This window comes from Mongoliitalea sp. (assembly GCF_054166905.1).
This window is the reverse complement of sequence record NZ_JBSZCK010000026.1, coordinates 25,314-49,867: the sequence shown is the minus strand read 5'-3', so window position 1 is coordinate 49,867 and position 24,554 is coordinate 25,314. Positions and strand designations below refer to the sequence as shown.

Below are 24,554 nucleotides of genomic sequence, written 5' to 3'. Positions count from 1 at the left end.
CCTAAAGATGGATTTACAGAAGCGGTCGAATTGACAAAAAAAAGGGGAATTACCCCCTCTTATCAAACTTTCGAAATATCAATTGTAAAAACTCATCCAAGGCTTCCGAGTGGATGTCCCATTTCAATTCATCCACATAGCGCAAGTTGAGCAGGTTGATGGCTTCTGTAAAATTTCCGCACTGATCTATGGATTTCAGCGCATGCCTCAATAAATCTGGATTTCCATCAAATAACTCTTTGGTAAACATAAATCGCTGATTGATGCCAATGCTTTCCGATAATTCCTGAATACTCATTTTCATAATGCTGTATTCCTCTGACTCAAATCGGGACCAAATCCCGTTAGGATCCAACTTCCCTTCTTTCAAAGCTGCTGGGGCAGAGTTCGGTGTTTTCGGGTTTTCAACCGCTACAGCAACTTCTTTTACTTCCACCTCCACACTGTACGAAGCCACTTCTTGCTTGGTCTCTACGATCGGTGTAAACAAGGAACTGCGCTTAACTTCCGGTTCTGCTACCTTTTCTTCTACATCAGGGGAAGCTTCCTCTGCTATTTTTTCTGTTTCCTCACCCAACAACAAGTCTGAAAAATCAATCTCCCGTGTTTCAGCTAGAATTTTCAATAACTCCTCCGCACTGGCTAAGGTCTTTGCTTGTTGCTCATAATTGTTTCTCAAGGCTGCACTAAAGGCCTTATGGGAGAATCCCAAGGCAGCGCGGTCAATCAAATTTTCAATCAAGGACCGATGCCATTTGAAATACCGCAGGTTTTCCTTGAAATAGGTATTCAATTGCTCCTCTGCTGTCTTTTCAATTTCGGCAATAAAATAAGCCTGAGGATCGATAGCCAGCAAAATCGCATCACGGGTTGCAGTCTTCAATAAAGGCTCAAAATTTTCCCGATCTATCTTGATTGTTCGGGACAAAACGTTCATAAAATCCTTCAAAGCATCATGCACCGCCTTATCTCTGTAGTCGAAGTACGGATTGGATTTGAGCTTTTCGAGTTCTTGTTGCCAAGCCTCAAACAGGGCCTTGATCACAAACAAATTCACCTGGTCCGAAGGTGTCAATTGAACAATCTGAGGGCCGGTTATGTATTTATACTGCTGAAAGTAGGCGTCACAAACCTGAGATGTGAAGGCATTTACGTAATTTTCTAGATATGTTTGATTTAATTTGGCAGTCATAGTCAATGTCATGCTAGTATTAACGAGAGCTTAGAATCTTTATGATGAAAATAATCATTGAAAATTTAGACAATCATGAAATTATTTTTGAAGACTCTGGTCGTAAAGTTATTGAATTAATTCATGAAAACTACATTGATTGGATGCATGCCTGCGGAAAAAAGGGCAGATGCACCACCTGTAAAATGATTGTGATGAAAGGACTGGAAAATCTAGAAGAACTTACCGACAGGGAAGAATTTTTCAAATCCAAAGGTCGATTAAAAGCCAATGAACGCTTAACTTGCCAAACCAAAATCAAGCAGGGGGATTTGATTATTCGTGTAGCAGAAGAAAACAAGTTTCCACACATCTCATACTCAGATTAATATATGTTTATCGAGCCTGTTATAGGTAAATTTCACTCCAAAGAACGAAAAGGACAGCTGGAAGTCATTTGCGGATCCATGTTTTCCGGCAAAACGGAAGAACTGATCCGAAGACTCAACCGTGCACTGATTGCCAAACAGAAGGTGGAGATTTTCAAGCCCTCCATTGATAAGCGCTACCATGATGAGGACGTGGTATCTCATAATGAAACAGCCATCCGATCCACTCCTGTGAATTTTGCCGAGGACATCTTGTTGCTAGCTGGAGATTGCGATGTGGTGGGAATCGATGAAGTACAGTTTTTTGATAATCGAATCGTTCACGTAGCCACAGTACTAGCCAATTCCGGCAAGCGGGTCATCATGGCCGGTTTGGATATGGATTTTGAGGGGAAACCTTTTGAGCCTATGCCCCATCTGATGGCCATCGCAGAATATGTAACCAAGGTGCATGCCATCTGCATGAAATGTGGAGACTTGGCTGCTTATTCCTTTAGACTCATCGAACAAAAAGACAAGGTGGTCTTGGGAGAAAAGGAAAGCTACGAAGCGCGTTGCCGTAAATGTTTCAATGAAGGCAACTCCTAATGCTGGTCAAAACTCAAGGCTTGGTAATCTCATACATCCGGTTTAAGGATACTTCTATTATTGTAAAAATTTTTACCAGGGAACTAGGGCTAAAAAGCTATATTGTCAATGGTGTTCGCTCGAGCACTGCAAAAAGCAAAATGGCAGTATACCAGCCCATGACCTTGTTAGACTTGGTCGTCTACTTCAAAGAAAGCAGTGCCATCAACCGTATCAACGAAGTAAAACTCCTGCATGCTTATCAGCGGATTCCCTTTGATTTCAAACGTTCGGGTATCGTCATGTTTATGGCCGAGGTGCTAAGCAAAAGCATTTACGAAGACTACCAAAATGACAGTCTATTTGACTTTCTACATGAGTCACTTCGCTTACTGGATAGCAATGATGTGAAACTGGCACACTTTCCTATCGCATTTTTGCTGGAAAACTCCAAGTACCTGGGCTTTGCTCCCGAAACGTCCGAATCCTTTTTTGAAGAAATGAATTTGGACTGGGCTTCTATCCGGGATTTTCAAACAGAAGCCGCTTATCTGGAGGACATGCTTGCGCATGCATTTGACTTTGAAGGACTGGTTCCGGGGATGGCGCGGAGAAACCTTTTGGATATGTTATTAAGCTTTTACACGAGGCACTTGGAGCAGGAAAAAGAATGGAAATCCATCAAAATACTGCGGCAAATCATGCAGGAATGATAAAATTTCTGCTTTTTGAGTAGAGAAAAAACGTAAAAACTTGTGTAATCCAAAGTCTTGGCTTATTATTGTGCCGTTACAGTATCCCAAAATCCTCTCCCCGTGGATTTTATACTAGCCTGAATACCTTTTTCATTCAGTTCAGTAATACTCAATACACATTCAAATTATCAATTACAACATTATCTAATTTCATAAGCTTTTTATGTATAACATAGAAGAACTAAGGATCAGACTTCTCTCTGAATTGAAGGAGATTGCTGAGGAGTTGGGTGTCAAAAACTTTAAGACACTCAAAAAAGATGACTTGATTTATGCCATTTTGGACCAACAAGCGATCACCCCCGAATCAGCCCTCCCCAAAAAGAAACCTTCCGTCGTAGAAGTAGAAGAGAAAAAATCACCCGAACCAGCCGCTGAAAAAGCACCCAAAAAAGAAGACAAACCTGCCGAGGCTCCTGCAAAGCCAAAATTCAAACGAGAAAATGTAGGTGTTATCCCTCAAGAAGAGCCAAAGGCAGAAGCCAAAACTCCACAAAAAGAGCGCGAAAGAGCTCCTAAAAAAGAAGAAAAAGCAGAAGCACCTGCGCCTAAGCCAGCGAATACGGTTGCAACTCCTGAGGAAGAAAAACCAAAATTTATCAGACCTCGCAGAAAAGTAGTTGAGATAGAGCCTTCTTTGGATCCTGTGGCCTCCTCCGATACCGTAGAGGAAAAAGCTGCTCCGGAAGTTAAAAAGAAAGCTGTGGAACAGTTCGAACCAAAGCCAGAAGCAGAGGTGGAACTCCCAAGAAGAAAGAATTTCCGTGACATAGAAGAAGCACATATACCAACTGCTGAGGTAATTCCTTCCAAGAAAAAACCTTATGTAAGCCCACGAGAATTTGAGGGAATCATCGAAAATGAAGGGGTATTGGAAATCATGTCTGAAGGCTATGGGTTTCTACGCTCATTGGATTATAACTACTTAGCATCTCCGGATGATATTTATGTATCACCTTCTCAGATCAAACTTTTTGGTCTAAAAACCGGTGACCACATCAAAGGTACCATCCGTCCACCCAAAGAAGGCGAAAAATACTTTGCTCTATTAAAAGTGATTACTGTCAATGGTAAGACTACCGAAGAAATCAGAGACCGTATTCCTTTTGAATATCTGACTCCACTTTTCCCAGAGGAGCGCTTGAACCTTTCTACCAAGCATGACAACTACTCTACCCGAATCTTGGATCTATTTGCTCCAATCGGTAAAGGTCAGCGTGGGATGATTGTAGCGCAGCCCAAGACTGGTAAAACTGTATTATTACAACAGATTGCCAACGCCATTGCTGAAAACCATCCGGAGGTACACTTAATGGTCTTGTTGATCGATGAGCGTCCGGAAGAAGTAACTGACATGGCACGTTCCGTGAAAGGTGAAGTAATTTCCTCCACTTTTGACGAACAAGCAGAAAGACACGTGAAGGTTGCCACCATCGTATTGGAAAAAGCCAAGCGTATGGTAGAATGCGGTCACGATGTAGTAATCCTATTGGATTCCATTACCCGATTAGCAAGAGCTTATAACACGGTGGTACCTTCCTCAGGAAAAATCCTTTCCGGTGGTGTAGATGCAAACGCTCTGCATAAACCAAAAAGATTCTTTGGAGCGGCAAGAAATGTGGAAAACGGTGGGTCTTTGACCATCATCGCTACTGCTTTGGTGGAGACAGGTTCCAAGATGGATGAAGTCATCTTCGAAGAATTCAAAGGTACGGGTAACATGGAGTTGGCTTTGGATAGAAAACTATCCAACAGACGAATCTATCCTGCCATCGATGTACCAAGTTCCGGTACCAGAAGAGAAGACTTATTGATGGACAAAGAAGAGATGCAACGTGTATGGATTCTCCGCAAGCTCATGTCCGATATGACTTCTCAAGAAGCGATGGAATTCCTCTTGCAGCGTATGCGCGGCACGCGGGATAACATCGAGTTTTTGATCAGTATGAACAGCTAAGAAAAAAGCCTAAAAATAGACAAACTCCAGTTGGAAACAGCTGGAGTTTTTTTGTAATCAGAAAATTGCATATTGTATGTATTTATCTGTTTTACAAAATTTTATTTGGTTAAATGGCAGATTTTTTATAAATTCACTTCCATTTAAGCGAGTAAACCGTCATGAAAAATCACCTAAAAACCCAGCTCTTAGGGTATTCAACAGCAATGTTGCGGGGCTTGGGTTTTTTATTTTTTGTGATGCTAATGATGGCATCACATCCGCACTATGTCCATGGAGAAGGTTCTGGTACTTGGGGGACGGATCCCAATAGGCAGAGTATGTTGTGGGTGCCGGGGTCTGGAACAGGCGTGTCCAGCTTGGCAGTCAGAGGTTCGATGATGGTTCCTACTGGAACAACTGGATATAACCCTGGCCATAGATTATATGTCTATGTCAGAAATGGAGAAACAGTTTTTTGGGGATTCAGAGGTGTATTTACCAACAACACTACAATTAGGGTTCGATGGTTTTACGATGCCAATTCATCAGGCTTTTATCCACAAGGAACAGCAGGAGCCAGTAGGACCCAGCATTCATCGTTTGATTACGTTTCAAATGCGGCTGGTGGAGCGGAGGCAAGACCAGCTGATGCCATGGCAGCCCATTTAGGTCCTTCCCAAATCACAGGACAAGGATATTTAGGGAGATCATTTACCAATAACACTGGGGCCGATCGAGCATTTTGGGTAGAAATAAGTAATACTAGCAATACTATTATTGGGGGTGGATTTAACATCAACTTTTGGGACATAACAGTAGCCTCAGGTTCACCGGGAAGTTATGTGGAACAAACAGGAAGAGTTTACTGTAGATTTTGGAGTGTTGCTAATTCCAGAGCAAATATTACGGTAAACAATTTGACAATTGTAGAAAAAGGTCAGCCAGATGCCTACTCCTTCCACGAGGATTTTGGATTCTTTGTACCAATAGATAATACCTTCACTTCGGATACAGACGATTACTTTGTCAAAAGAATTCGTTTCCCGGGCTCATCCGGAGGTTGGACTAACTTCTTTGCTAACCAAGATGGCCCCAGAAATACCTTAAGTTTTGAAGAAAATAGAAGATCTATAGAAACCACTTCAACCAATGCCTTCCAATATCCTTTATTTCTCAATGATCCTGACCCCAGCATTTGGAGAACAACCACACCTCCCTCAGCAACCTTGGATATAGTTTACAGAGAAAAGACACCTCCTGCTACCGGAGGAGAAGCCAATGTGAATATCTCCATTGACTTACCTGCTATTGTAGATATATTGATTGATGTCAATGGGAATGAGGAATATGATCCAGCAACAGATATTCTCATTTCACAAATTTATGAAAGTCCTGGTGATTACACGATTTACTGGAATGGCCAAGATGCAAGTGGTGTAGAACTCCCAAGCGGAGGCGAACTGAAGTTTATTGCCACAGTGGCCTTTTTTCCTGTACATTTTCCTATTTACGACTTAGAACAATGTTTAGGTATTTTGGTGGATAATGTCAGACCAGGTGACCCCGAAAGAGACTTTATATTTTGGGACGATTCATTGATTCCAAGAACAGGAATTACTCCTTCTGACAGTCCTCAATCGATTCCAGTAAATGTTACAGGGGTGTTGAGCCCAGACCATATTTGGTGGGCTACTGGAGATAATGGATTTAGTAATAACAAAACCATCAACACCTGGACAGCTTCCTCGTTCTCCATTGTACGACGCATCAGCGGATTTACCTTCCTAACCATTTCAGGAAATGTGTTGGAAGATTTGGATAGAAATGGAATTGTGGAGGGAGAAGGTGTTGATCTTGCAAATTTGTATGCTGTATTGGTTGATGAATTTGGGAATGTAGTCAGTTTTGCCACTGTACAGAGTGATGGTTCATTTACCATAATAGATGTTCCAAACGGAGAATTTAGTATTTTATTGACCACGGAAGTTCCGGTAAATGGAATGTTAGCACCTCCTGTAATCCTTCCCAATTTTTATGAAAGCACAGAAGAATTCTTGGGAACAGGTTCCGGAACGGATGGCATTCCTAACAGCATCCTGACCAATATCGAGGTAAACAATGTTTCTATAACCGATGCTAACTTCGGGATTCGTCCGATAGACTATGATTTGATAGCCTTGAAATCAGTTGATAATAATCGTCCTGAGGTAGGCGATCTGATTGAATTTTTGATCATTGTGGAAAATCGAGGAAGAAGTGATATAACTCAGGTGTTTTTAGATGAACTCATGCCTACTGGCTACAAATATATCAGCCATACAGCCGACAGAGGAATCTTCGATCCTTTATCTGATCCCATGCGTTGGGATATAGGGATGATGGCAAGTAATGACATAATTGAGCTAAGTATTATCGTAGAAGTACTCGCTGACGGAGAGTTTACCAACACCGTCAATGTCTACAGTACTACAGGAATTCCAGATAGTAACCCTAACAACAACGAAGCAACAGAAGAAACCATTATCCAATTACCGGTCACTTGGCTTCACTTTCATGGAAGGGCACATGAAAAACGAGTTGCCTTGGAATGGGCTACGGTACAGGAGAAGAACAATGATTTCTTTGGCGTTATGCGCTCTTCTAATGGCAGGGACTGGCAGGAAATTTCCCGAATCAAAGCGGTTGGAACTACCCAAGACATTTCCTTTTACCAAACATGGGACGATAACCCCATAAGAGGAATGAACTTCTACCGTATCCGACAGCAGGATGAAGATGGTCAGGCAAGTTATACGCAAGTCATCCGAATCGACTTTGTAGGAGAAGACAACTTATCTATTTATCCTAATCCCCATGCGCATAGCTTTACTGTGGAGTTTGCTGATTTAGCGCAATACGACATTAGCCTTCTAGATGCTATGGGTAAACCCGTCTTCATACAGTTAATCGACCGTCAGCAGCATGCTGCCAAAATCAGCACCGAACACTTACCTAAAGGCATATACTTCCTTCGCATCAGCAGTGCCGGGTTCTTGAAAGTTCGAAAGCTCGTAAAAGGAAATTAGCAAATACACAAACCAACATATACTTACCACAACAGAAACAATCAAATCGTATGTAGCCCCCTAGACCACATGAGTTCTAGGGGGCTTTTCTGTTTTATTGATTATCGTATCCTAATATCCGAGCTTTTATTGATACCCCAAAGGCATTTAAACTCATTAAAAACTTGAGTGCTATTCAGGTAACTGGCTACATTTTAAAACTTCATAAAAGTCAAATTACACTTAAAAATATGCAAATTTTGCTTTGTGCTGAAAAATAAAAATGCAGGCCCTCATCACTTCCATTATTGGCTTTTTATAGCATTTAATCGGTCAATCATTACTATGATCTCGAAAAATTTCTAAAATTTTTTTAGTTAAGACGTTTTTTCAAACATCGCAAATTGCATTTTGTAAAGTCGAAAAAACTGATTGCATCGGAATAGTGATTTAATTACCTAAATTTTTGTTTTGTGTTTTTTTTAGATCCAAATTTAATAATCATTAATAAATACAAATAACACCAAAGATGCCGTCACCTATCGAAAAGCTGTTATTAAAAAAGTACAATTGTAGTCAAAAACCAGCTGAAATTATTTGGGTAATTTCCCTTCTCATGGCTATGCTTTTACTTGGTAATTCTGCGCTAGTACATGCACAATCTTGCAATACTTGCGATTTTACATTTAATTCAACAGGAGGACCTACCATTCCCAATAATGCCAATGGAATTCGGGTATGTATAGCAGCCAATAGAACGGCTGCCATTATTTTTAATAATGCTCAAAATGTAATCATCTGCATCGAACAGGGAGTCACAGTGGATGCCGCTTTCAATAACATTTCAAGTTTATCAACTATCAATAATTTTGGAAATTTTACCGCTAGAAACAATTATAATGGAAACTGGACCATCAATAATACAGGAACATTAACTGTCAATTTTGACAACCTCAACTCAGGTCGCACAATCAACAGTACAGGAACTTTTATTCGCAATGGAGATTTTACCATCAATGGATCGCTTAATCTTTCGGGTACCTCCTCGGTCACGGGAAACTTTACAGTCAACGAAGGGGCACAGTTAACTAACTCAGGAAGTTTTAGTGTGGGAGGAAACTACCAAAGCAATGGACAGACCAACTCTTCCGCTGGTACGATCAACATAGGCGGAAGCCTTACCAACAATGGTGGTGGAAGTTTCAGTATTGGATCTGGTACTATCGGTGGAAATGTGCAAAACGACGGAAACATCAACATTCATGGATTTTTAGATATTAGTGGCAATCTTACTATGAACGGAGGTTCTAATATTTCTGCCGGAGACAATAATCAACCCAATTATTTAAACGTGGGTGGCAATATCACAGGAGCAGGGTGCTTAAATGGAAATAATGGAATTCTGTTTTCTAATAAGTTTCAGTCTTCCGGAGGATCTTGTAGAAATGGTGAAGTTTTTATTGGTGAACGGATAGGCTGTTTGGAAATAATCGAATTACCTACCATTTCCTCCAGCACGGAACAGGTTTTTGAAAGAATATATATTTTCAGATGCAGCACCGGCTGGACAGTGCCGACACTTACCGAAGATGAAGAACCTTTTGATGAGGCCGAAATCCTTGTGGTAGCAGGCGGTGGCGGTGGAGGTAGAGGAACAAGTGCCGGTGGCGGTGGTGCAGGGGGATTAATCTATAACCCTTCCGTAACCTTAACACCGGGACAAGTAATTCCTATCATAGTGGGAACAGGAGGAGCAGGCTCGACTTCAACTGAATTCCGCGGAGAAAATGGAGCCAATTCAAGTTTTTTAAACTTTGTTGCCAACGGAGGTGGTGGTGGTGGATCAACTAATTCGAATGTAAGAACCGGTAATCCTGGAGGTTCTGGTGGTGGTGGAGCAGCATCAAACAATATACAAAATGACTCTAATGCTGGAGGATCAGCATTGGGAGGTACAAATTTAAACCTTACACCTGGGTTAGGAAGAAATGGAGGGACAGGAAATCGACAAGGAAATAGTAACAATAGAGCTGGAGGTGGTGGTGGTGGTGCAAATACTGCTGGAGGAAATGGTGGTGGAAATCAAGGAGCTAATGGAGGTAATGGGTTTTTAAGCACTATATCAGGACTAAATGTTGTTTATGCAGCTGGAGGTGGCGGTGTTGGAAATAATAGCCAAGGACAAGGAGGTTCATCAGGAGTTGGTGGCACAGCTAATGGAAGTGGAACCTCAAGAAACGGAAATCCAAATACTGGTTCTGGTGGAGGCGCCACATCAAGTGGTAATGGTGGAAATGGGGCAGATGGCATCGTAATTATTAGAAAACGATTTGTCATCACACCCGTAGAATTCCTATTCTTTAATGGATCATTCAATACCGCAAAGCATTCTGTAAACCTACAATGGTCCACTGCCAAGGAATGGGAAAACTCCCATTTCGAAATTGAGCGTGCCATCAATCAGGTTCAAAACTTCAGCAATATAGGAGAAGTGTCCGGTGCAGGCTTTTCGGATAGTCCCGTGTCCTACAGCTTTGTAGATGAGCGGCTGCCAATGGCAGGAGGCATGGCATATTATCGATTGAAGCAAGTGGATTTTGATGGAACATTCGCTTACAGTGATGTGGTGGGAATACGTGTCACCTCTCGTGAATCCACAGGCCAAACCTGGAAGGCTTATCCCAATCCTACCAATGGTTCAGATTTCACCTTAGATCTACTCAATCGCAATAATTATCAAGATGAACCATTGACGCTCAAATTGACCTCTACTGCAGGTAAACAAATGATTTTTACCGGAAATACCAAGGAGCAACTCACGCGTCAAGTTCAAAAAGCCCTTCAGGAGGCTACAAAGGGCATTTTTGTGCTAGAAATCATTTGGGGACAACAAGTGGAATACCATAAAATCCTGAAAAACTAAGTGCGTAAAATCACCCACAAACAGGTTTGTAATACTTTTTTTATGGTATGAAATACATTTTTTTACTTTTTACTTGTTTGGTAATGACTTGTATCGGATATTTGTGGTATGATAAATACAGAAAATCACCCACTTGATTTCTCGACAATGAAAAAAGTTGTTTATGCAATGAGCTTTCTAATTTGGGTATTGAGCATCGTAAGTGTAAATGGATATGCTCAAACTAGCAACCAAGTAGTTACGATTTTTAGAATAACAGAACCAACGACTTTTATATTACCTCCTCACCCCAATCCACCTTTGCTGGCAGATGATGAACAAATTGATGTCGAAGTAAAGGTTTATATAATTGGCGCAGGTGGCGGTGGTGGTAGAGGTGAAGGTGCTGGTGGTGGCGGTGGTGGAGCTGTTGATTCAATAACATATACTAATCCAACTATTAAGGTTGGAGATAGATTTATAATTAATCCTGGAACTGGTGGAGCGCCTGGCACTCCAAATGGTGGGAAAGGTGGAAATACAACTTTTCAAATTGAAAACCTACCTGGAACCTTGATTACAACTGCAGGTGGTGAAGGAGGACAAGGCGGGAATAGTGGGAGAGGTGGGAATTCTGGTAATGGTAATGTTGGTGGGAATTCTCCTGCTCCCCAAGGAAATGGCGGAAATATCAGAAGGGCTGGGGGAGGTGGAGCTGGTGCTAGCAAAAGCACGGAAGGAAATATCGAAGGGAATGGACAAAACGGGCAAATTACTAATACACTAGGAATAGGGGGAAATGGTGGTGCTGGAATTATAATTGCAGGTTTTGAATATGCTGGAGGTGGAGGTGCAACGGCAAGAGGAAATGGAAATTTAGAAAACAGTGGCAACTCAACAGTAGGGAATGGAAGTATTAACCGCTCAGGAAATAGTAAAAGTGCAGGAAATGGATCACTTTCAAATGGAGAAAATGGCGTTCGTGGCGGTGGTGGAGGCGGCGGACAGAACAGCGGTGGAAATGGTGGAAATGGTGAAGTAGTCATTATTGTAACATATAGAATTGGAATAGGCCTTCCGGTAGAATTCCAAAATTTTGAAGCAAGTTTCGATGCTCAAAACAGATTGTCAATTTTAAATTGGGCCACAGCTAAAGAATGGGAAAACTCTCATTTCGAAATCGAGCGTGCCATCGATCAAGTAAAATCCTTTGAAACTATCGGCGAGACAGCAGGTGTTGGATTTTCAGATGAAGTAGTAAATTATTCTTTCGAAGATAAGCACTTACCATTGGCTGGAGGAATGGCTTATTACAGACTAAAGCAGGTGGATTTTGATGGAACTCACGTTTATAGCGATGTGGTAGGGGTAAAAATCCCAGCTTCAACCCAAAAGGGAAGCAATGCATGGAAAGCCTTCCCAAATCCTAACAAGGGCGGAGAGCGCTTCAACTTGGAATTAGTAAACCGTAGCGCTTATGCCGATGAAATGGTAATTGTGAAATTAGTATCTCCTGTAGGCAAACAAGAAGTGTTCTCAGGAAAAGACGTCAGACAGCTATCGGATAGCATCAGTCAAGCTTTCCAAAAATCCACCAATGGACTATACATCGTGGAAGTAGCGTGGGGATCTCAAAAAGAGCAGATGAAAATAATGAAGCAATAATCACTAAGACATTACTAGGGACTAACGTTGAGCAGCCATTGGATGGCTGCTTTTTTTTATGCCTATCCTTTGAATATTTGTTCCATTCCTACCGTTTCTCCTCGTACCAAGATTTATGCACAATCTTCCATTGTCCATCCATCTTCAATAAGGTCAAGTAATCATAATAATATACCCCCGGCCAGAATAATTCTGTGGTGGCAAGGGCCATATAGCCTCTGAACTCAATGTTGATTAGGCGATTGTCAAAGTCAGCTGGATTGCGAGGTGCTCCTTGAGCAGTGCCCGAGGCCCACTGTTCATACGGGGTTACGGTAAAATTCTCTCCCCGAAAACCAATTAGTCGGGCATTCGCATCAAAAGCCTGATCCAACTTGCTCCGATCCCGCTCCACCATGCCGTCAAAATACAATTGCACGGTCGCCACTATCGCCTCCCGCTCTTCCGCTTCCGTCTGCGAAAAAACAGAAGGGGCAATCATCAACAGGAACAAAGTCCAAACTCCAATTTTTTTCATATAATACCATTTATAGTTCTCCGAAAAGGGGATCACGCAGCGACCGCAAAGTACTCCGCCACGCTCGCCACGATTACTTTTGCCAGGAAACTACTTGCAGTAGGTGATTCCCAATTCATCCTTCCTCCCTCCACCTTCATCCTTTTTCCCAACTTAAATTTTGTTTATTAACTCTCTTCTAGAAGTCTAACTGTCTTGGTACATCGTACTTGGTACAATTAACCGCCAAGATGCCAAGATCACGCAAAGTTCCCAAAGTCTCTCCGAGCTCTTTGCGTCAACCTCTGCGACCTCTGCGGTTTCTTTTGCTACAAGCTAATTTTAGAATTCTCCTTTCTACTTCCAATTCGTGCTTAAAACCTACCCTACAACCTGGCCCCTCGCTAAAAGCTATTAAGATAGCTTTTCATAACGCTCGGTCCTCCTTCAATCTATTTTACAGTCAGGACAAGTTCACGCAGCGAACGCAACGATATTCGCAACGCTCGCCACGGTATTTTTTGTCTCGCCCCTTGCTTGCAGTAAGGAAATCCAAATTCATCCTTCATCCCTCATACTTCCTCCTTTTTTCCCCTTATATATTATTTTATTTCCTCTCAACTAGTAGTCTGACTGTCTTGTGGTACATTGTACTTGGTACTTGGTACAATTAACCGCAAAGATGCCAAGGTCACGCAAAGTTCCCAAAGTCTCTCCGGGCTCTTTGCGCCAACCTTTGCAACCTCTGCGGTTTCTTTAGCCACGATGGAACCGATATTCACTTATATCAATCAATATCCCTACCCCTTATTTCAATTTATTTCTACCTTATTTCCACCTTATTTCAAACAGCGAGCTCACCAATATCTAATTTCAACAAATATCTATCGATATCCAATCCCCATATTATACAACCCAAACGCAAAAATATCCGCCACTTCCGCTATCTGCATAGCCGTTGGTTTACCGGCACCGTGACCTGCATTGGTTTCTATACGAATAAGAACTGGATTTTTGCCTTGATGGGCATCTTGTAAGGTTGCTGCAAATTTGAAAGAATGGGCAGGGACTACCCGATCATCGTGATCAGCAGTGGTTACCAAGGTAGCAGGATAGGCAGCTGGTCTCAAGTTGTGCAAGGGAGAATAGCCTTTCAGATATCGGTACATTTCTTCGCTGTCATCCGCCGTACCATAATCATACGCCCAACCCGCACCTGCGGTGAACTGATGGTAACGCAACATATCCAAGACCCCCACAGCAGGGAACGCAACTTTAGCCAAGTCCGGTCGCTGCGTCATCACAGCCCCCACCAATAAGCCACCATTGCTGCCTCCACGTAAGGCCAGATAGTCAGAGGAAGTATATCCTTCAGCAATCAAGTACTCCGCAGCCGCAATGAAATCATCAAACACATTTTGCTTCTTCATTTTGGTACCGGCCAAATGCCAGGTTTCTCCATACTCTCCTCCTCCTCTCAAGTTTGGTACCGCATACACCCCGCCATTTTCCAACCAAACGGTATTGGCAATGCTGAATGATGGAGTCAAGCTCACGCCAAAACCTCCATATCCATATAAAATGGTTGGATTTTTCCCATTCAACTCCAATCCCTTTTTGTGGGTGATGATCATGGGAACACGGGTACCATCTTTGGAGGTATAGAATACCTGATTGCTTTCGTATTGGGAGGGATCAAACTGAATCTTCGGAGCATTGTACAAGATCGACGCTCCTGAAGCAATATCATATCGATACGATGAACCCGGTGTGATGTAAGAAGTGAAGGTGTAGTACACATACTCCGCGTCATTTTTCCCTGAAAATCCGCCAGCTGTCCCTACTCCTGGCAATTCGATCACGCGTTCTTCCGTTCCACTATAATCAAACTGGCGAACTTCTGAGATGGCATCTTTTAGATAGGAAGCAAAAAACTTTCCTCCTGCTTTGGAAATGCTCATCACATCCTCTGTTTCAGGAATCACATCAGTCCATGCTGTAGGAGCAAAGTTTTTGACAGAAGCCTTCACCAATTTATTGTTGGGCGCACCAAGGTTGGTGAAAATAAACAACGCTCCATCCGCATGATCCACCACATAGTGAGTATTGTCCATATTGCTCACGATGGGAATAATCGGAGAATAGGCACTTGTCAAATCCTGCATATACAATTCATTCCCGGTAGTACTGTTGGCAGCGGTAATGATCAGATATTTCCCATCTTCGGTCACACTTGCCCCTACATATCTTCTAGGATTCTTATCATCTCCAAAAACCAATACATCTTGGCTCTGATCGGTCCCCAGTTGGTGGTAATAGAGTTTATGGTTATTGGTAAAAGCAGATAACTTCGAACCTCCCGGCTTGTCATAGGTAGAATAGAAAAATCCCTCATTCCCCTTCCAAGCTATTCCTGTAAACTTAGCATCCAACACTTGATCCTCCAACTTCTCTTTTGTCGCCGCATTCATCACATAAATATCTCTCCAATCCGAACCAGCAACAGAGACCGCATAGGCAAATAAGGAACCATCCGAAGTAAAAGCAGCACCTCCTAAAGAGCTTGTACCATCTTCTGATAGTTTGTTTGGGTCTAAAAAGAGTTCCTCTGCCCCTCCTTCGTATGGTCTACGGTATAGGATAGACTGATTTTGCAAGCCATTATTTTTATAGAAATATTCAAATTCCCCATTTTTGGAAGGGGCAGATATACGTTCGTAATTCCAAACTTCTTCCAAGCGTTGGCGAATGGCTTCTCTAAATGGAATTTGCGCGAGATAGCCAAAGGTTACTTCATTTTGGGCTTGCACCCATGCCTTCGTTTCTTCAGCATAATCATCTTCCATCCATCGGTAGGGATCCGCTACGGATTCTCCCCAATAGGTATCAACATGGTCGGATTTTTTGGATTCTGGATAGTTCACGTCTATAGTAGGAAATTTTTCTTGCGATTGACAGGCTATCGTAACTAGCCCCGCCGCTGCAACATACAGGATACTTTTGGTGTTCATAGATGTAAGTTTATGGGTTTATATGCAAAAGCGTCGTTAATTTAAGAATGTTTAGCGATGTATTCCTTAAATTTGCAAGATTGATTATAAGGTAGGTAGCTAAACAATGGCAAAAAAGAGAGGCATAGCCCTTGAAGAACACGAAAAACGAAAGCTCAACAAACAGAGTCTGAGTCAACTGGGGGGGATATTTAAGTTTGTATGGCCGTATCGGTTCTCTTTTTTCTTGGGAATGGTCTTCTTACTGTTTTCAAGTTTGACACTCCTGACATTCCCATTTGTCGCAGGAAAATTAATTGATACTGCTTCGGGAGAATCTTGGTTGGTGGATGATATCAATCTGATTGCCTTAATGTTGGTGGGTATTCTTTTGATCCAGAGTATATTTTCTTTCTTTCGGGTTTGGCTATTTGCCAAGGTCAATGAGCGCAGCATGCGAGATATCCGCAAGGCATTGTACTCTAAGTTAGTACAGCTACCGATGACCTTTTTCGACAAGCGAAGAACCGGGGAACTCATCAGTCGCATCACATCCGATGTGAGTATGTTGCAGGAGGCTTTCTCTACTACCCTAGCCGAGCTCTTCCGCCAACTCATCACCCTTTTAGCCGGTGTGGCGTTTTTGTTTTTCACCACGCCCAAGTTGACCGTATTTATGGTCGCTACCTTTCCGATCTTGGTGATCTTTGCGATGGTTTTTGGAAGGTTTATCCGCAAGCTCTCCAAGCAAACCCAAGATGAATTGGCGGCAGCCAATGTCATCGTGGAAGAAACCATGCAATCCATTATGACTGTCAAGTCTTTTGTTGGGGAGGATTTTGAGTCCAAACGATACGAAAATGGCCTCAACAAAGTAGTCAAGGTAGCCTTGAAGGCAGCGGGTTTTAGAGGTGCCTTTATTTCCTTTATCATCTTTGCCTTATTTGGAGGCATTGTAGCCGTCATGTGGTATGGAGCTACCTTAGTGGCGTCTGGAGAAATGAGTGTAGGTGATCTAGTCTCGTTTGTATTGTACACGACGTTTATTGGAGGTTCGATTGCCGGTTTGGGTGATATTTATGGACAAATCCAAAAGGCGATTGGCTCATCCGAACGCGTTTTAGAGATATTGGATGAAGAGGCAGAGGTTTCTACCGCAGACTACCAAAATGTACCAGTGTATGGTGCGATTCAATTCAACCATGTCACCTTCGCTTATCCAACCCGTGTAGAGGTGGATGTGCTCCAGAATCTGAATTTTGAAGTAGCGGCTGGCCAAAAAGTTGCCCTAGCAGGGCATAGTGGTGCGGGTAAATCTACCATCATCCAATTGTTATTGAAATTTTACGATGTCAGCCAAGGTGAAATATTGGTTGATAACAAGCCTCTTCAAGACTGGAATCTCAAGCAATTGCGATCCAATATTGGGATTGTTCCGCAAGAAGTTTTATTGTTTGGAGGAAGTATCCGGGAAAATATTGCCTATGCCAAGCCAGATGCTACGGAAGAAGAAATCATCGAAGCAGCTAGGAAGGCCAATGCATGGCAGTTTATCACCAAGCTACCGGAAGGCTTAGACACCTTAGTGGGTGAGCGTGGCATCAAGCTCTCTGGAGGTCAACGTCAACGAGTAGCAATTGCACGGGCAATCTTGAAAGATCCGGCTATTTTGGTTTTGGATGAAGCTACCTCTTCCTTGGATGCAGAGTCTGAGTCTCTGGTGCAGGAGGCTTTGGATGAGTTGATGAAAAACAGAACCACCATCATCATTGCCCACCGACTCGCTACTATCCGAAAAGTGGATAAAATTTACGTGCTTTCCGAGGGTAAAATTGTGGAAGAAGGTTCTCATGAATCATTGGCTTCACAAGAAGAAGGGTTTTATGCCAATTTGGTGCGATTGCAATTTGCAGAGTGATTTTTTGACACAGATTACAAACAGATTTCGCTGATTGACACGGTTTAAATCTTAGCAAAACTTGTCTAAAATAAGTCAAGAAAACTCCCTGTGATCAAACTTTTTTGATTGAATTTGCATTCTTAAATCGAATCAAACTCGCAATAACGATCATGGAAAGACCTGATTTCAACATAGCAGAAGTAAACAAAATCATTCGCGGCAGGCGCTCGATGTTTGTGGCACAGTTTAAGGAAAATGACCCGGTGGACGATGCCATCATTGAGGAGATCCTCACCAATGCCACATGGGCACCTACCCATAAACTGACCGAGCCTTGGGAATTTACCGTGTTTTCTGGTGAAGGCTTGAAGCGCTTTTCGGAATTCCAATCCGGACTATATAAGGAGCGCGCTGAAAAGGCAGGTAATTTCATCGAGGCCACTTACCAAAAGCTGAAAGAAAACCCGTTGAAGGCTTCCCATATTATTGCCATTCAGATGAAGCGTGACTTGCGTGCCAACCTACCTGTAATGGAAGAGATCGCTGCCGTTGCCATGGCTGTTCAGAATATGTACCTGACGGCCTCAGCCCATGGCTTAGCTGCATACTGGGGAACAGGTGGACCTACCTTTTGGCCAGAAGCCAAAGAATGGTTTGGGTTAGGTGAAGAAGATATGTTAATGGGCTTTTTCTACGTAGCCAAACCCGCTACCGACAGATGGCCTGCGGGAAGGAGAAAGCCAGTGGAGGAGAAGGTGAATTGGGTAAGGGGGTGATGAATTTGGAATGTGGAATGTGCAGTGGGAAGTGAACAGTGAGCAGTGAGAAAATTGAGGGGAAAGGTAATAGGGAGGATACGCTTAGAATCTAACGCCTGCGTTTTTTAGTGAAAGACCTGGCAGGTTTTTAAAACCTGCCAGGTCTAGATGATGGTTTTAGCAGTAAAGTTTCCTTAGCAAAAATCCCTCAAGCATTTCATCAACCCGTAGCGAGCGTGGCGTGAAAAAAGTTCCTATGATAGATTTTTCCGCAAGTCTGAAGACTTGAAAGTAAATGGTCCAAGTCTATAGACTTGAACCAATTCAGTCCCATGTTGCGAACGTGGTGTGAAATCTTTGCGAGCGTGGCGTGAAAAAAAAGTTTCTACGATAGATCTCTGCAAGTCTGAAGACTTGAAAGAGGATGGTCCAAGTCTGAAGACTTGAACCAAAACATCTGAAGACTTGAACCAAACCGTGGTCCGTCGACCGTTAAATTGTCGACCTCTCCTACATTCCGCTGAATCTTGGAGGCTCGATACCATTCGCTCTGATATAGGAAATGGCAGCACCTCTGTGGTGGGTAGTATGGTCATCGATCAAGGCTAGTACTTGTCTACGACTAGCTGTACTTCCGAAGATTTCCACATTTTCCGCAAACTGTGCAGCAGTCAGTCCACTGGCAGTGACCTTCACATAATCATAACTCGCCGCTACCAATGCTTTCAGCTCTTCTTTTGTCGTAGGCTTTACACTCGGATCGAAGGATGGATCTGCTCCCATCATAAAATTTTTGGCAATCATCACCATTGCACCGGACAGGTGGGTCACCTGCTCATTGAAACTCATCGCGGATGCATGAGGCTTGTAATCGAGTAGGTTATCCGGCATCTTATCTACCACATCAAGGGTAAACTGCTTGCCATTGTCCCACTTGGCAACGAACTCTTCGATCGTTGTCTGCGCGGATACAGTAAATGCTGAAAATAGCATCAACATACTCAGTACTGAACCGAAAATTACATGGCTCTTTTTCATCGTTTTATTGTTTTATACGTTTGAATGATAAATCCTTTTGTTCAAAGTACTACCTTTGACCTATGCATAACAGAATACTTTGCACGCTTGTTTCCATTTGCTTCCTTTTCTCTTGTGGACAGGATTATTTACCCAAACCCAATGGTTACAATCGCATCGATCTACCTGAGCGGGCATTTGATGTGCTTAGCATGCCCCAGCCATATGTTTTTCAACATTCAGCACATGCGCAAGTCGAGCCTGATTCCTTCAATTTGGCAGAAAAAACTTGGATTAATCTGAATTATCAGGATCTTGGTGCCAAAGTACACCTCACCTACCTTCCCCTAGAATCCAAAGGCAAAGACATCAAAATGGTCTTAAACGATGCTATCAACCTGACAGCCAAACACCAAATTAAAGCCTATGGAATTGAGGAATCTATTTTACTGACACCCAAAGGCTACACAGGCGTAGTAGCTGAGTTGACGGGTGAAGTACCCACCCAATTCCAGTTTTTTGTCACGGATTCTACCGAAAACTTCCTTCGGGGGGCTCTATACTTCAATACAGCGATGAAAAATGACTCTCTCTCCCCTGTGATTGAATATATCAAGGTAGATTTAATCCACTTGATCAATACCCTGGAGTTTAAGAAGCTGTGACATTCAGCAATACAAACCTCTAAACACTTTTAAACGTCCATTCAACGGACTTCACAAAAGGAATTACCTTCCATACTGGGGAAAGAAAAAGGAATTTGCTATCTTAGTAAACCAACCTAACCCCTTCCCGCTATGACCTTAGAAGCTGTATTTGCCATGGCAAGCACCTTGGCATTCTTTGCCTGGATAGGCTTGTTTATCTTTTATGCACAATCTTGGATTTACAGTACTTTGTTTTCGGGTGTCCTGATTCTGTTGGGAGGTACCTATGTTTTTTACCTCATCTACGGTATCAGTTCGGGAGATATGGAAGGCGCAGGGTTTGGAAGCTTAGCTGAAGTAAAGGCTTTGATGGGCTCGGACGAAGCTTTATTAGCTGGTTGGATTCATTATTTGGCATTTGATTTATTCGTGGGCATGTGGATTGCCCATGATGCTTGGAAAAAAGACATCAATAGGTGGCTTTTATTACTGGCCCTAGTGGGCACATTTATGGCAGGGCCTTTCGGTTTAATGCTTTACTTTATCATCCGAGCGGGTAAAACTGGGAAGTTGGTCCAATCTACGATTGACTAGCAAGGGCTAGAGACCAAATTTTATTTTAATTCGGACAGATATTTTTGGTTAAACTTTAAATAATTTTGAAATAGCCTTGAGCCACAATGGAAAATGTTTGTATCTTTGACGGGCAAATAGGGTTACCTAACCACATTTGCCATGAACAGAAATTCAGATAAATTCCTCTACGAAGCACTCACCTACGACGATGTGCTTTTGGTTCCCGGATACTCAGAAGTATTGCCGAGAGATACCAACACCTCCACTCAACTTACGAAAAACATCCGATTGAACATTCCGCTTGTATCCGCTGCAATGGATACCGTTACGGAATCGGATTTGGCGATTGCAATTGCCTTAGAAGGTGGTCTTGGTTTCATCCATAAGAATATGTCCATTGAGAAGCAAGCGGCGCAAGTTCGCAAAGTGAAGCGTTCTCAGGCGGGGATGATTTTGGATCCGATTACTTTAGACATTGATGCGAAAGTAAAACATGCAGAGGCCATCATGCGAGAGTATTCTATTGGTGGTATCCCCGTAGTAGATGAAAATCGTACATTGAAAGGAATTATTACCAACCGTGACCTCCGCTTTATCAAAGATCCCAATGTCAACATCAAAGATATCATGACGGTGGAAGGCTTGATTACAGCTAAAGCAGGAGTCTCCCTTGAACAAGCAGAAGAAATCCTTCAAGAATACAAAATCGAAAAACTTCCGATAGTAGATGAAGAAAATCGATTGACCGGATTGATCACTTATAAGGATATCCTGAAAAGAAAAGACAAGCCACATGCCTGTAAAGATGAATATGGCCGTCTAAGAGTTGGCGCGGCTGTCGGTGTGACGGCTGATATCGTGGAGCGTGTAGAGGCTTTAAAAAATGCAGGTGTAGATGTTGTTTCCATCGATACTGCACACGGACACTCCAAAGGTGTGATCGATACCTGTAGAAAAATCAAAGAAGCATTCCCTGATTTAGATGTTATCGTGGGGAATATTGCAACTCCTGAAGCGGCCATTGCCCTGGCTGACGCAGGTGCTGATGCAGTCAAAGTAGGGGTTGGCCCAGGATCTATCTGTACTACCCGTGTGATTGCAGGTGTGGGTGTACCGCAATTATCCGCTGTGTTTGAGTGTGCCGAGGCATTGAAAGGTAGAAATGTACCTGTAATCGCAGATGGTGGTATCCGGTATTCAGGAGATTTGGTGAAAGCAATTGCTGCAGGTGCTGCATCGATTATGATCGGTTCATTATTGGCAGGCACCGAGGAAGCCCCTGGGGAAATGATCATCTACGAAGGAAGAAAATTTAAAACCTATAGAGGTATGGGTTCGCTGGAAGCCATGGAGTCAGGGTCCAAAGACCGTTACTTCCAGGATGCCGAAGATAATATCAAAAAACTGGTACCTGAAGGCATCGTCGGAAGAGTTGCTTACAAAGGTCAGGTTGCCGAAGTATTGTACCAACTAGTAGGTGGACTGCAAGCTGGTATGGGCTACTGCGGAACAGCTAGCATAGAAGACTTGCAGCGCGACGGCAAATTTGTCAAAATCACTGCTGCCGGTGTAAAAGAATCTCACCCACACGACGTGAGTATTACGAGAGAAGCTCCGAATTATTCGGCGAAGATGTAATCGTCAAATGAACAAATAAAAAAAGGGTCGAATTCGACCCTTTTTTTTGCTATTTCTAATTTAGTTTTCTCAAATAGCGAAAAAATTCACTATCTGTCGACAAGACCAAACTGGTATTTTCATCCAGAGATTTTTCAAAGCTTTCCATAGTTCGTAGAAACTTATATAAGTCCACTGCCTGACGGTTGCGGTTGTAGGCTGTTGCATAAATATTGGTTGCCTCAGCATCTGCTCTACCCTTGATTTCTTCAGCTAATTTAAAAGCCTCTGATTGTATCTGAGCCAAGTCTCTTTCTTTGTTACCTTCAATTTTTCTGGCTTCACCCTGACCTTCAGATTTAAATTGGTCAGCTATTCGTACACGCTCGGAAATCATTCGGTCATACACACGATCCCTAACCTCGTCTACATAATTCATCCGCTTGAACCTAAAGTCCAAGATTCGAACACCCAAGTCAGTTGTCCGCTCATTCGCTTTCTCCAAAATGATTTTTTCAATTTGAGCACGACCCACAGAGATATCTTCCAAAATTTCAATTTCCTCCATAAAATCCTCCGTTACCTCCGGATCTCTATTGGTAGAGCGTACCAAATCCAATAGGTCATGACTAGCGACGGCATTTCTGGTCTCCCCATCCAAAATATCATCCAATCGTGACTGGGCTGAGCGCTCATCCCGAAGACGAATAAAGAACTGCAAGGGATTGGTGATCTCCCAACGGGCATAAGAATCCACGAAGATAAATTTCTTGTCTTTGGTAGGAACCTGATTTCTATCTCCATCCCATTCTAGGTAACGTTTGTCAAAAAACTGTACCTTATGTAAGAAAGGAACCTTCAGGTTAATTCCTGGCTCTGTTCGAGGGTCCCCAACAGGCTTACCAAATTGGGTTACAATCGCCTGTTTGGTTTCATCCAAGATATATACACTATTCCACAAAAGTATTGCAGCAATAGCTCCAACGATGATCAATACTGTTCCTTTCGTATTCATGGTGTATTTGTCTTTACTTTATCAATATTCAACAAAGGCAATACATTATTACCTTTTTCATCCACGATAATCTTATTACCGATTTTGGGTAGCACACGCTCCATGGTCTCCAAGTAAATCCGTTGCTTGGTAACCTCTGGTGCTTTGACATAAGCATCAAACAACGATGTAAAACGCTCCGCTTCCCCCTTCGCTCTATTGACACGGTTCAAGGCATAGGCTTCTGCCAATTGGATGGTTTCTTCTGCTTCACCTCTTGCACGAGGGATAACTCGGTTATATTCTGCTTCAGCTTGGTTGATCAAGGTTTCACGCTCCTGCTGTGCTTGGTTTACAGCATTAAAGGAAGGTTTTACCGGCTCAGGTGGATTCACATCCTGCAATACTACTTGGTCAATGCGAATACCGTTTTCATACTCATCACACATTTTCTGTAAAAGCACCTCCACAGAACTCGCCACTTCCTGTCTTCCAACCGTCAATACTTCATTCACTGTACGGTCACCTACAATTTTACGCATGGCTGCCTCAGACATATCTCGCAGGGTTTTCTCCGCATTTCGTACGCGGAACAAATAGCGGTAAGAATCTACGATTCTGTACTGCACGACCCATTCCACATCAGACAGATTCAGGTCACCTGTCAACATCATACTCTCATCTCCATAAGAGCTTTTGGTATATTGGGTTGGAGCACCTGAACTATCGGTTGATCTAAACCCAAATTCTTGTTTCAATTGACGTTGCACAGGAATTTTAAACATACGCTCCACGCCAAATGGAACAATGAAATTTAATCCCGGATCCACCGTACGATTATATTTGCCCAGTTGAATCACAACACCCTCTTCCTCAGGACCCACCGTCTTGACTCCCGTAACCACAGCAGCTAACAAAATGAACCCACCGATGATTCTGGGAGCAAATTTCTTGATCCAATCCGGATCAATATTCACTTCGTAATTTTTATCTTCCATTAGTTTCTTTGGTTTCAGCTTCTAATTTACGGGTTAAAGTTTAGAAAGTTGGGAAAAATGGATATTTATGGATATTGGATGTTGGTTATAACGATGACTGAAATATGGTGGGTATAAAGGATGAGGGAT

At 42.6% G+C, this 24,554-nt stretch carries 18 protein-coding genes; 12 read left to right on the top strand and 6 right to left on the bottom strand.

Translation table 11 applies throughout. The features are described from left to right. Window positions 1-49 precede the first annotated feature (49 nt). A complete protein-coding gene (locus ACXIUD_RS09130) occupies window positions 50-1,204 on the bottom strand; it encodes a hypothetical protein (RefSeq protein WP_458052322.1) in 1,155 nt (384 codons plus the stop codon). Window positions 1,205-1,233: 29 nt separating this feature from the next. On the opposite strand from ACXIUD_RS09130, the gene ACXIUD_RS09125 reads away from it, so the two are divergent. From ACXIUD_RS09125 to ACXIUD_RS09095, 7 genes are all read left to right on the top strand, one after another. Beyond that, window positions 1,234-1,560: a 2Fe-2S iron-sulfur cluster-binding protein gene (locus tag ACXIUD_RS09125; RefSeq protein WP_458052321.1), complete on the top strand. Its 327-nt coding sequence runs from the start codon at window positions 1,234-1,236 to the stop codon at window positions 1,558-1,560. 3 nt (window positions 1,561-1,563) lie between these two features. After that, entirely contained in the window at window positions 1,564-2,148 is a 585-nt protein-coding gene (locus ACXIUD_RS09120) for a thymidine kinase (RefSeq protein ID WP_458052320.1), read from the top strand. Further along, on the top strand, window positions 2,148-2,840 hold the full coding sequence (gene recO / locus ACXIUD_RS09115) for a DNA repair protein RecO (RefSeq protein ID WP_458052319.1): 693 nt from the start codon (window positions 2,148-2,150) through the stop codon (window positions 2,838-2,840). The genes ACXIUD_RS09120 and recO overlap by 1 nt, the downstream gene beginning before the upstream one ends. 205 nt (window positions 2,841-3,045) lie before the next feature. Continuing rightward, the gene (rho, locus tag ACXIUD_RS09110; protein ID WP_458052318.1) at window positions 3,046-4,839 is read left to right on the top strand and encodes a transcription termination factor Rho; all 1,794 of its coding nucleotides are present in this window, start codon (window positions 3,046-3,048) and stop codon (window positions 4,837-4,839) included. A 161-nt stretch (window positions 4,840-5,000) separates the two neighbouring features. After that, complete coding sequence (locus tag ACXIUD_RS09105; RefSeq protein ID WP_458052317.1) at window positions 5,001-7,886, top strand: T9SS type A sorting domain-containing protein; 2,886 nt, start codon at window positions 5,001-5,003, stop codon at window positions 7,884-7,886. A 508-nt stretch (window positions 7,887-8,394) separates the two neighbouring features. Further along, window positions 8,395-10,788: a glycine-rich domain-containing protein gene (locus tag ACXIUD_RS09100; RefSeq protein WP_458052316.1), complete on the top strand. Its 2,394-nt coding sequence runs from the start codon at window positions 8,395-8,397 to the stop codon at window positions 10,786-10,788. Between the two features lie 168 nt (window positions 10,789-10,956). Beyond that, window positions 10,957-12,432 carry a glycine-rich domain-containing protein gene (locus ACXIUD_RS09095; RefSeq protein WP_458052315.1) on the top strand — a complete coding sequence of 492 codons (1,476 nt, stop codon included), beginning with the start codon at window positions 10,957-10,959 and terminating at the stop codon, window positions 12,430-12,432. 88 nt (window positions 12,433-12,520) lie between these two features. Here the strand turns inward: ACXIUD_RS09095 and ACXIUD_RS09090 are convergent, their stop codons facing one another. Beyond that, window positions 12,521-12,949 (bottom strand): nuclear transport factor 2 family protein, encoded by a 429-nt coding sequence (locus ACXIUD_RS09090; protein ID WP_458052314.1) that lies wholly within the window; start codon window positions 12,947-12,949, stop codon window positions 12,521-12,523. A gap of 863 nt (window positions 12,950-13,812) precedes the next feature. Next, window positions 13,813-15,939, bottom strand: a complete 2,127-nt coding sequence (locus ACXIUD_RS09085; protein ID WP_458052313.1) for a prolyl oligopeptidase family serine peptidase — start codon at window positions 15,937-15,939, stop codon at window positions 13,813-13,815. Window positions 15,940-16,045: 106 nt separating this feature from the next. Between ACXIUD_RS09085 and ACXIUD_RS09080 the strand changes: the two genes are divergently transcribed. Together ACXIUD_RS09080 and ACXIUD_RS09075 are read left to right on the top strand one after the other, a co-directional pair. Beyond that, on the top strand, window positions 16,046-17,836 hold the full coding sequence (locus tag ACXIUD_RS09080) for an ABC transporter ATP-binding protein (protein ID WP_458052312.1): 1,791 nt from the start codon (window positions 16,046-16,048) through the stop codon (window positions 17,834-17,836). 152 nt (window positions 17,837-17,988) lie between these two features. Continuing rightward, window positions 17,989-18,594, top strand: coding sequence for a nitroreductase family protein (locus ACXIUD_RS09075; protein ID WP_458052311.1), 606 nt, complete (start codon window positions 17,989-17,991; stop codon window positions 18,592-18,594). A 492-nt stretch (window positions 18,595-19,086) separates the two neighbouring features. On the opposite strand, the gene ACXIUD_RS09070 is transcribed toward ACXIUD_RS09075, so the two are convergent. Next, window positions 19,087-19,614: a DinB family protein gene (locus ACXIUD_RS09070; protein WP_458052310.1), complete on the bottom strand. Its 528-nt coding sequence runs from the start codon at window positions 19,612-19,614 to the stop codon at window positions 19,087-19,089. A 62-nt stretch (window positions 19,615-19,676) separates the two neighbouring features. Here ACXIUD_RS09070 and gldD point away from each other — a divergent pair, with 62 nt between their 5' ends. The 3 genes from gldD (at window position 19,677) to guaB (ending at window position 22,454) form a co-directional block, all read left to right on the top strand. After that, complete coding sequence (gldD, locus tag ACXIUD_RS09065) at window positions 19,677-20,258, top strand: gliding motility lipoprotein GldD (RefSeq protein WP_458052309.1); 582 nt, start codon at window positions 19,677-19,679, stop codon at window positions 20,256-20,258. A gap of 132 nt (window positions 20,259-20,390) precedes the next feature. Further along, window positions 20,391-20,834, top strand: coding sequence for an ABA4-like family protein (locus ACXIUD_RS09060; protein WP_458052308.1), 444 nt, complete (start codon window positions 20,391-20,393; stop codon window positions 20,832-20,834). Between the two features lie 141 nt (window positions 20,835-20,975). Then, window positions 20,976-22,454 carry an IMP dehydrogenase gene (gene guaB, locus ACXIUD_RS09055; protein WP_458052307.1) on the top strand — a complete coding sequence of 493 codons (1,479 nt, stop codon included), beginning with the start codon at window positions 20,976-20,978 and terminating at the stop codon, window positions 22,452-22,454. A 55-nt stretch (window positions 22,455-22,509) separates the two neighbouring features. On the opposite strand, the gene hflC is transcribed toward guaB, so the two are convergent. Then, window positions 22,510-23,448: a protease modulator HflC gene (gene hflC / locus ACXIUD_RS09050; RefSeq protein ID WP_458052306.1), complete on the bottom strand. Its 939-nt coding sequence runs from the start codon at window positions 23,446-23,448 to the stop codon at window positions 22,510-22,512. Continuing rightward, entirely contained in the window at window positions 23,445-24,425 is a 981-nt protein-coding gene (hflK, locus tag ACXIUD_RS09045) for an FtsH protease activity modulator HflK (protein ID WP_458052305.1), read from the bottom strand. Before hflK ends, hflC begins: the two co-directional genes overlap by 4 nt. Window positions 24,426-24,554: the final 129 nt, after the last annotated feature.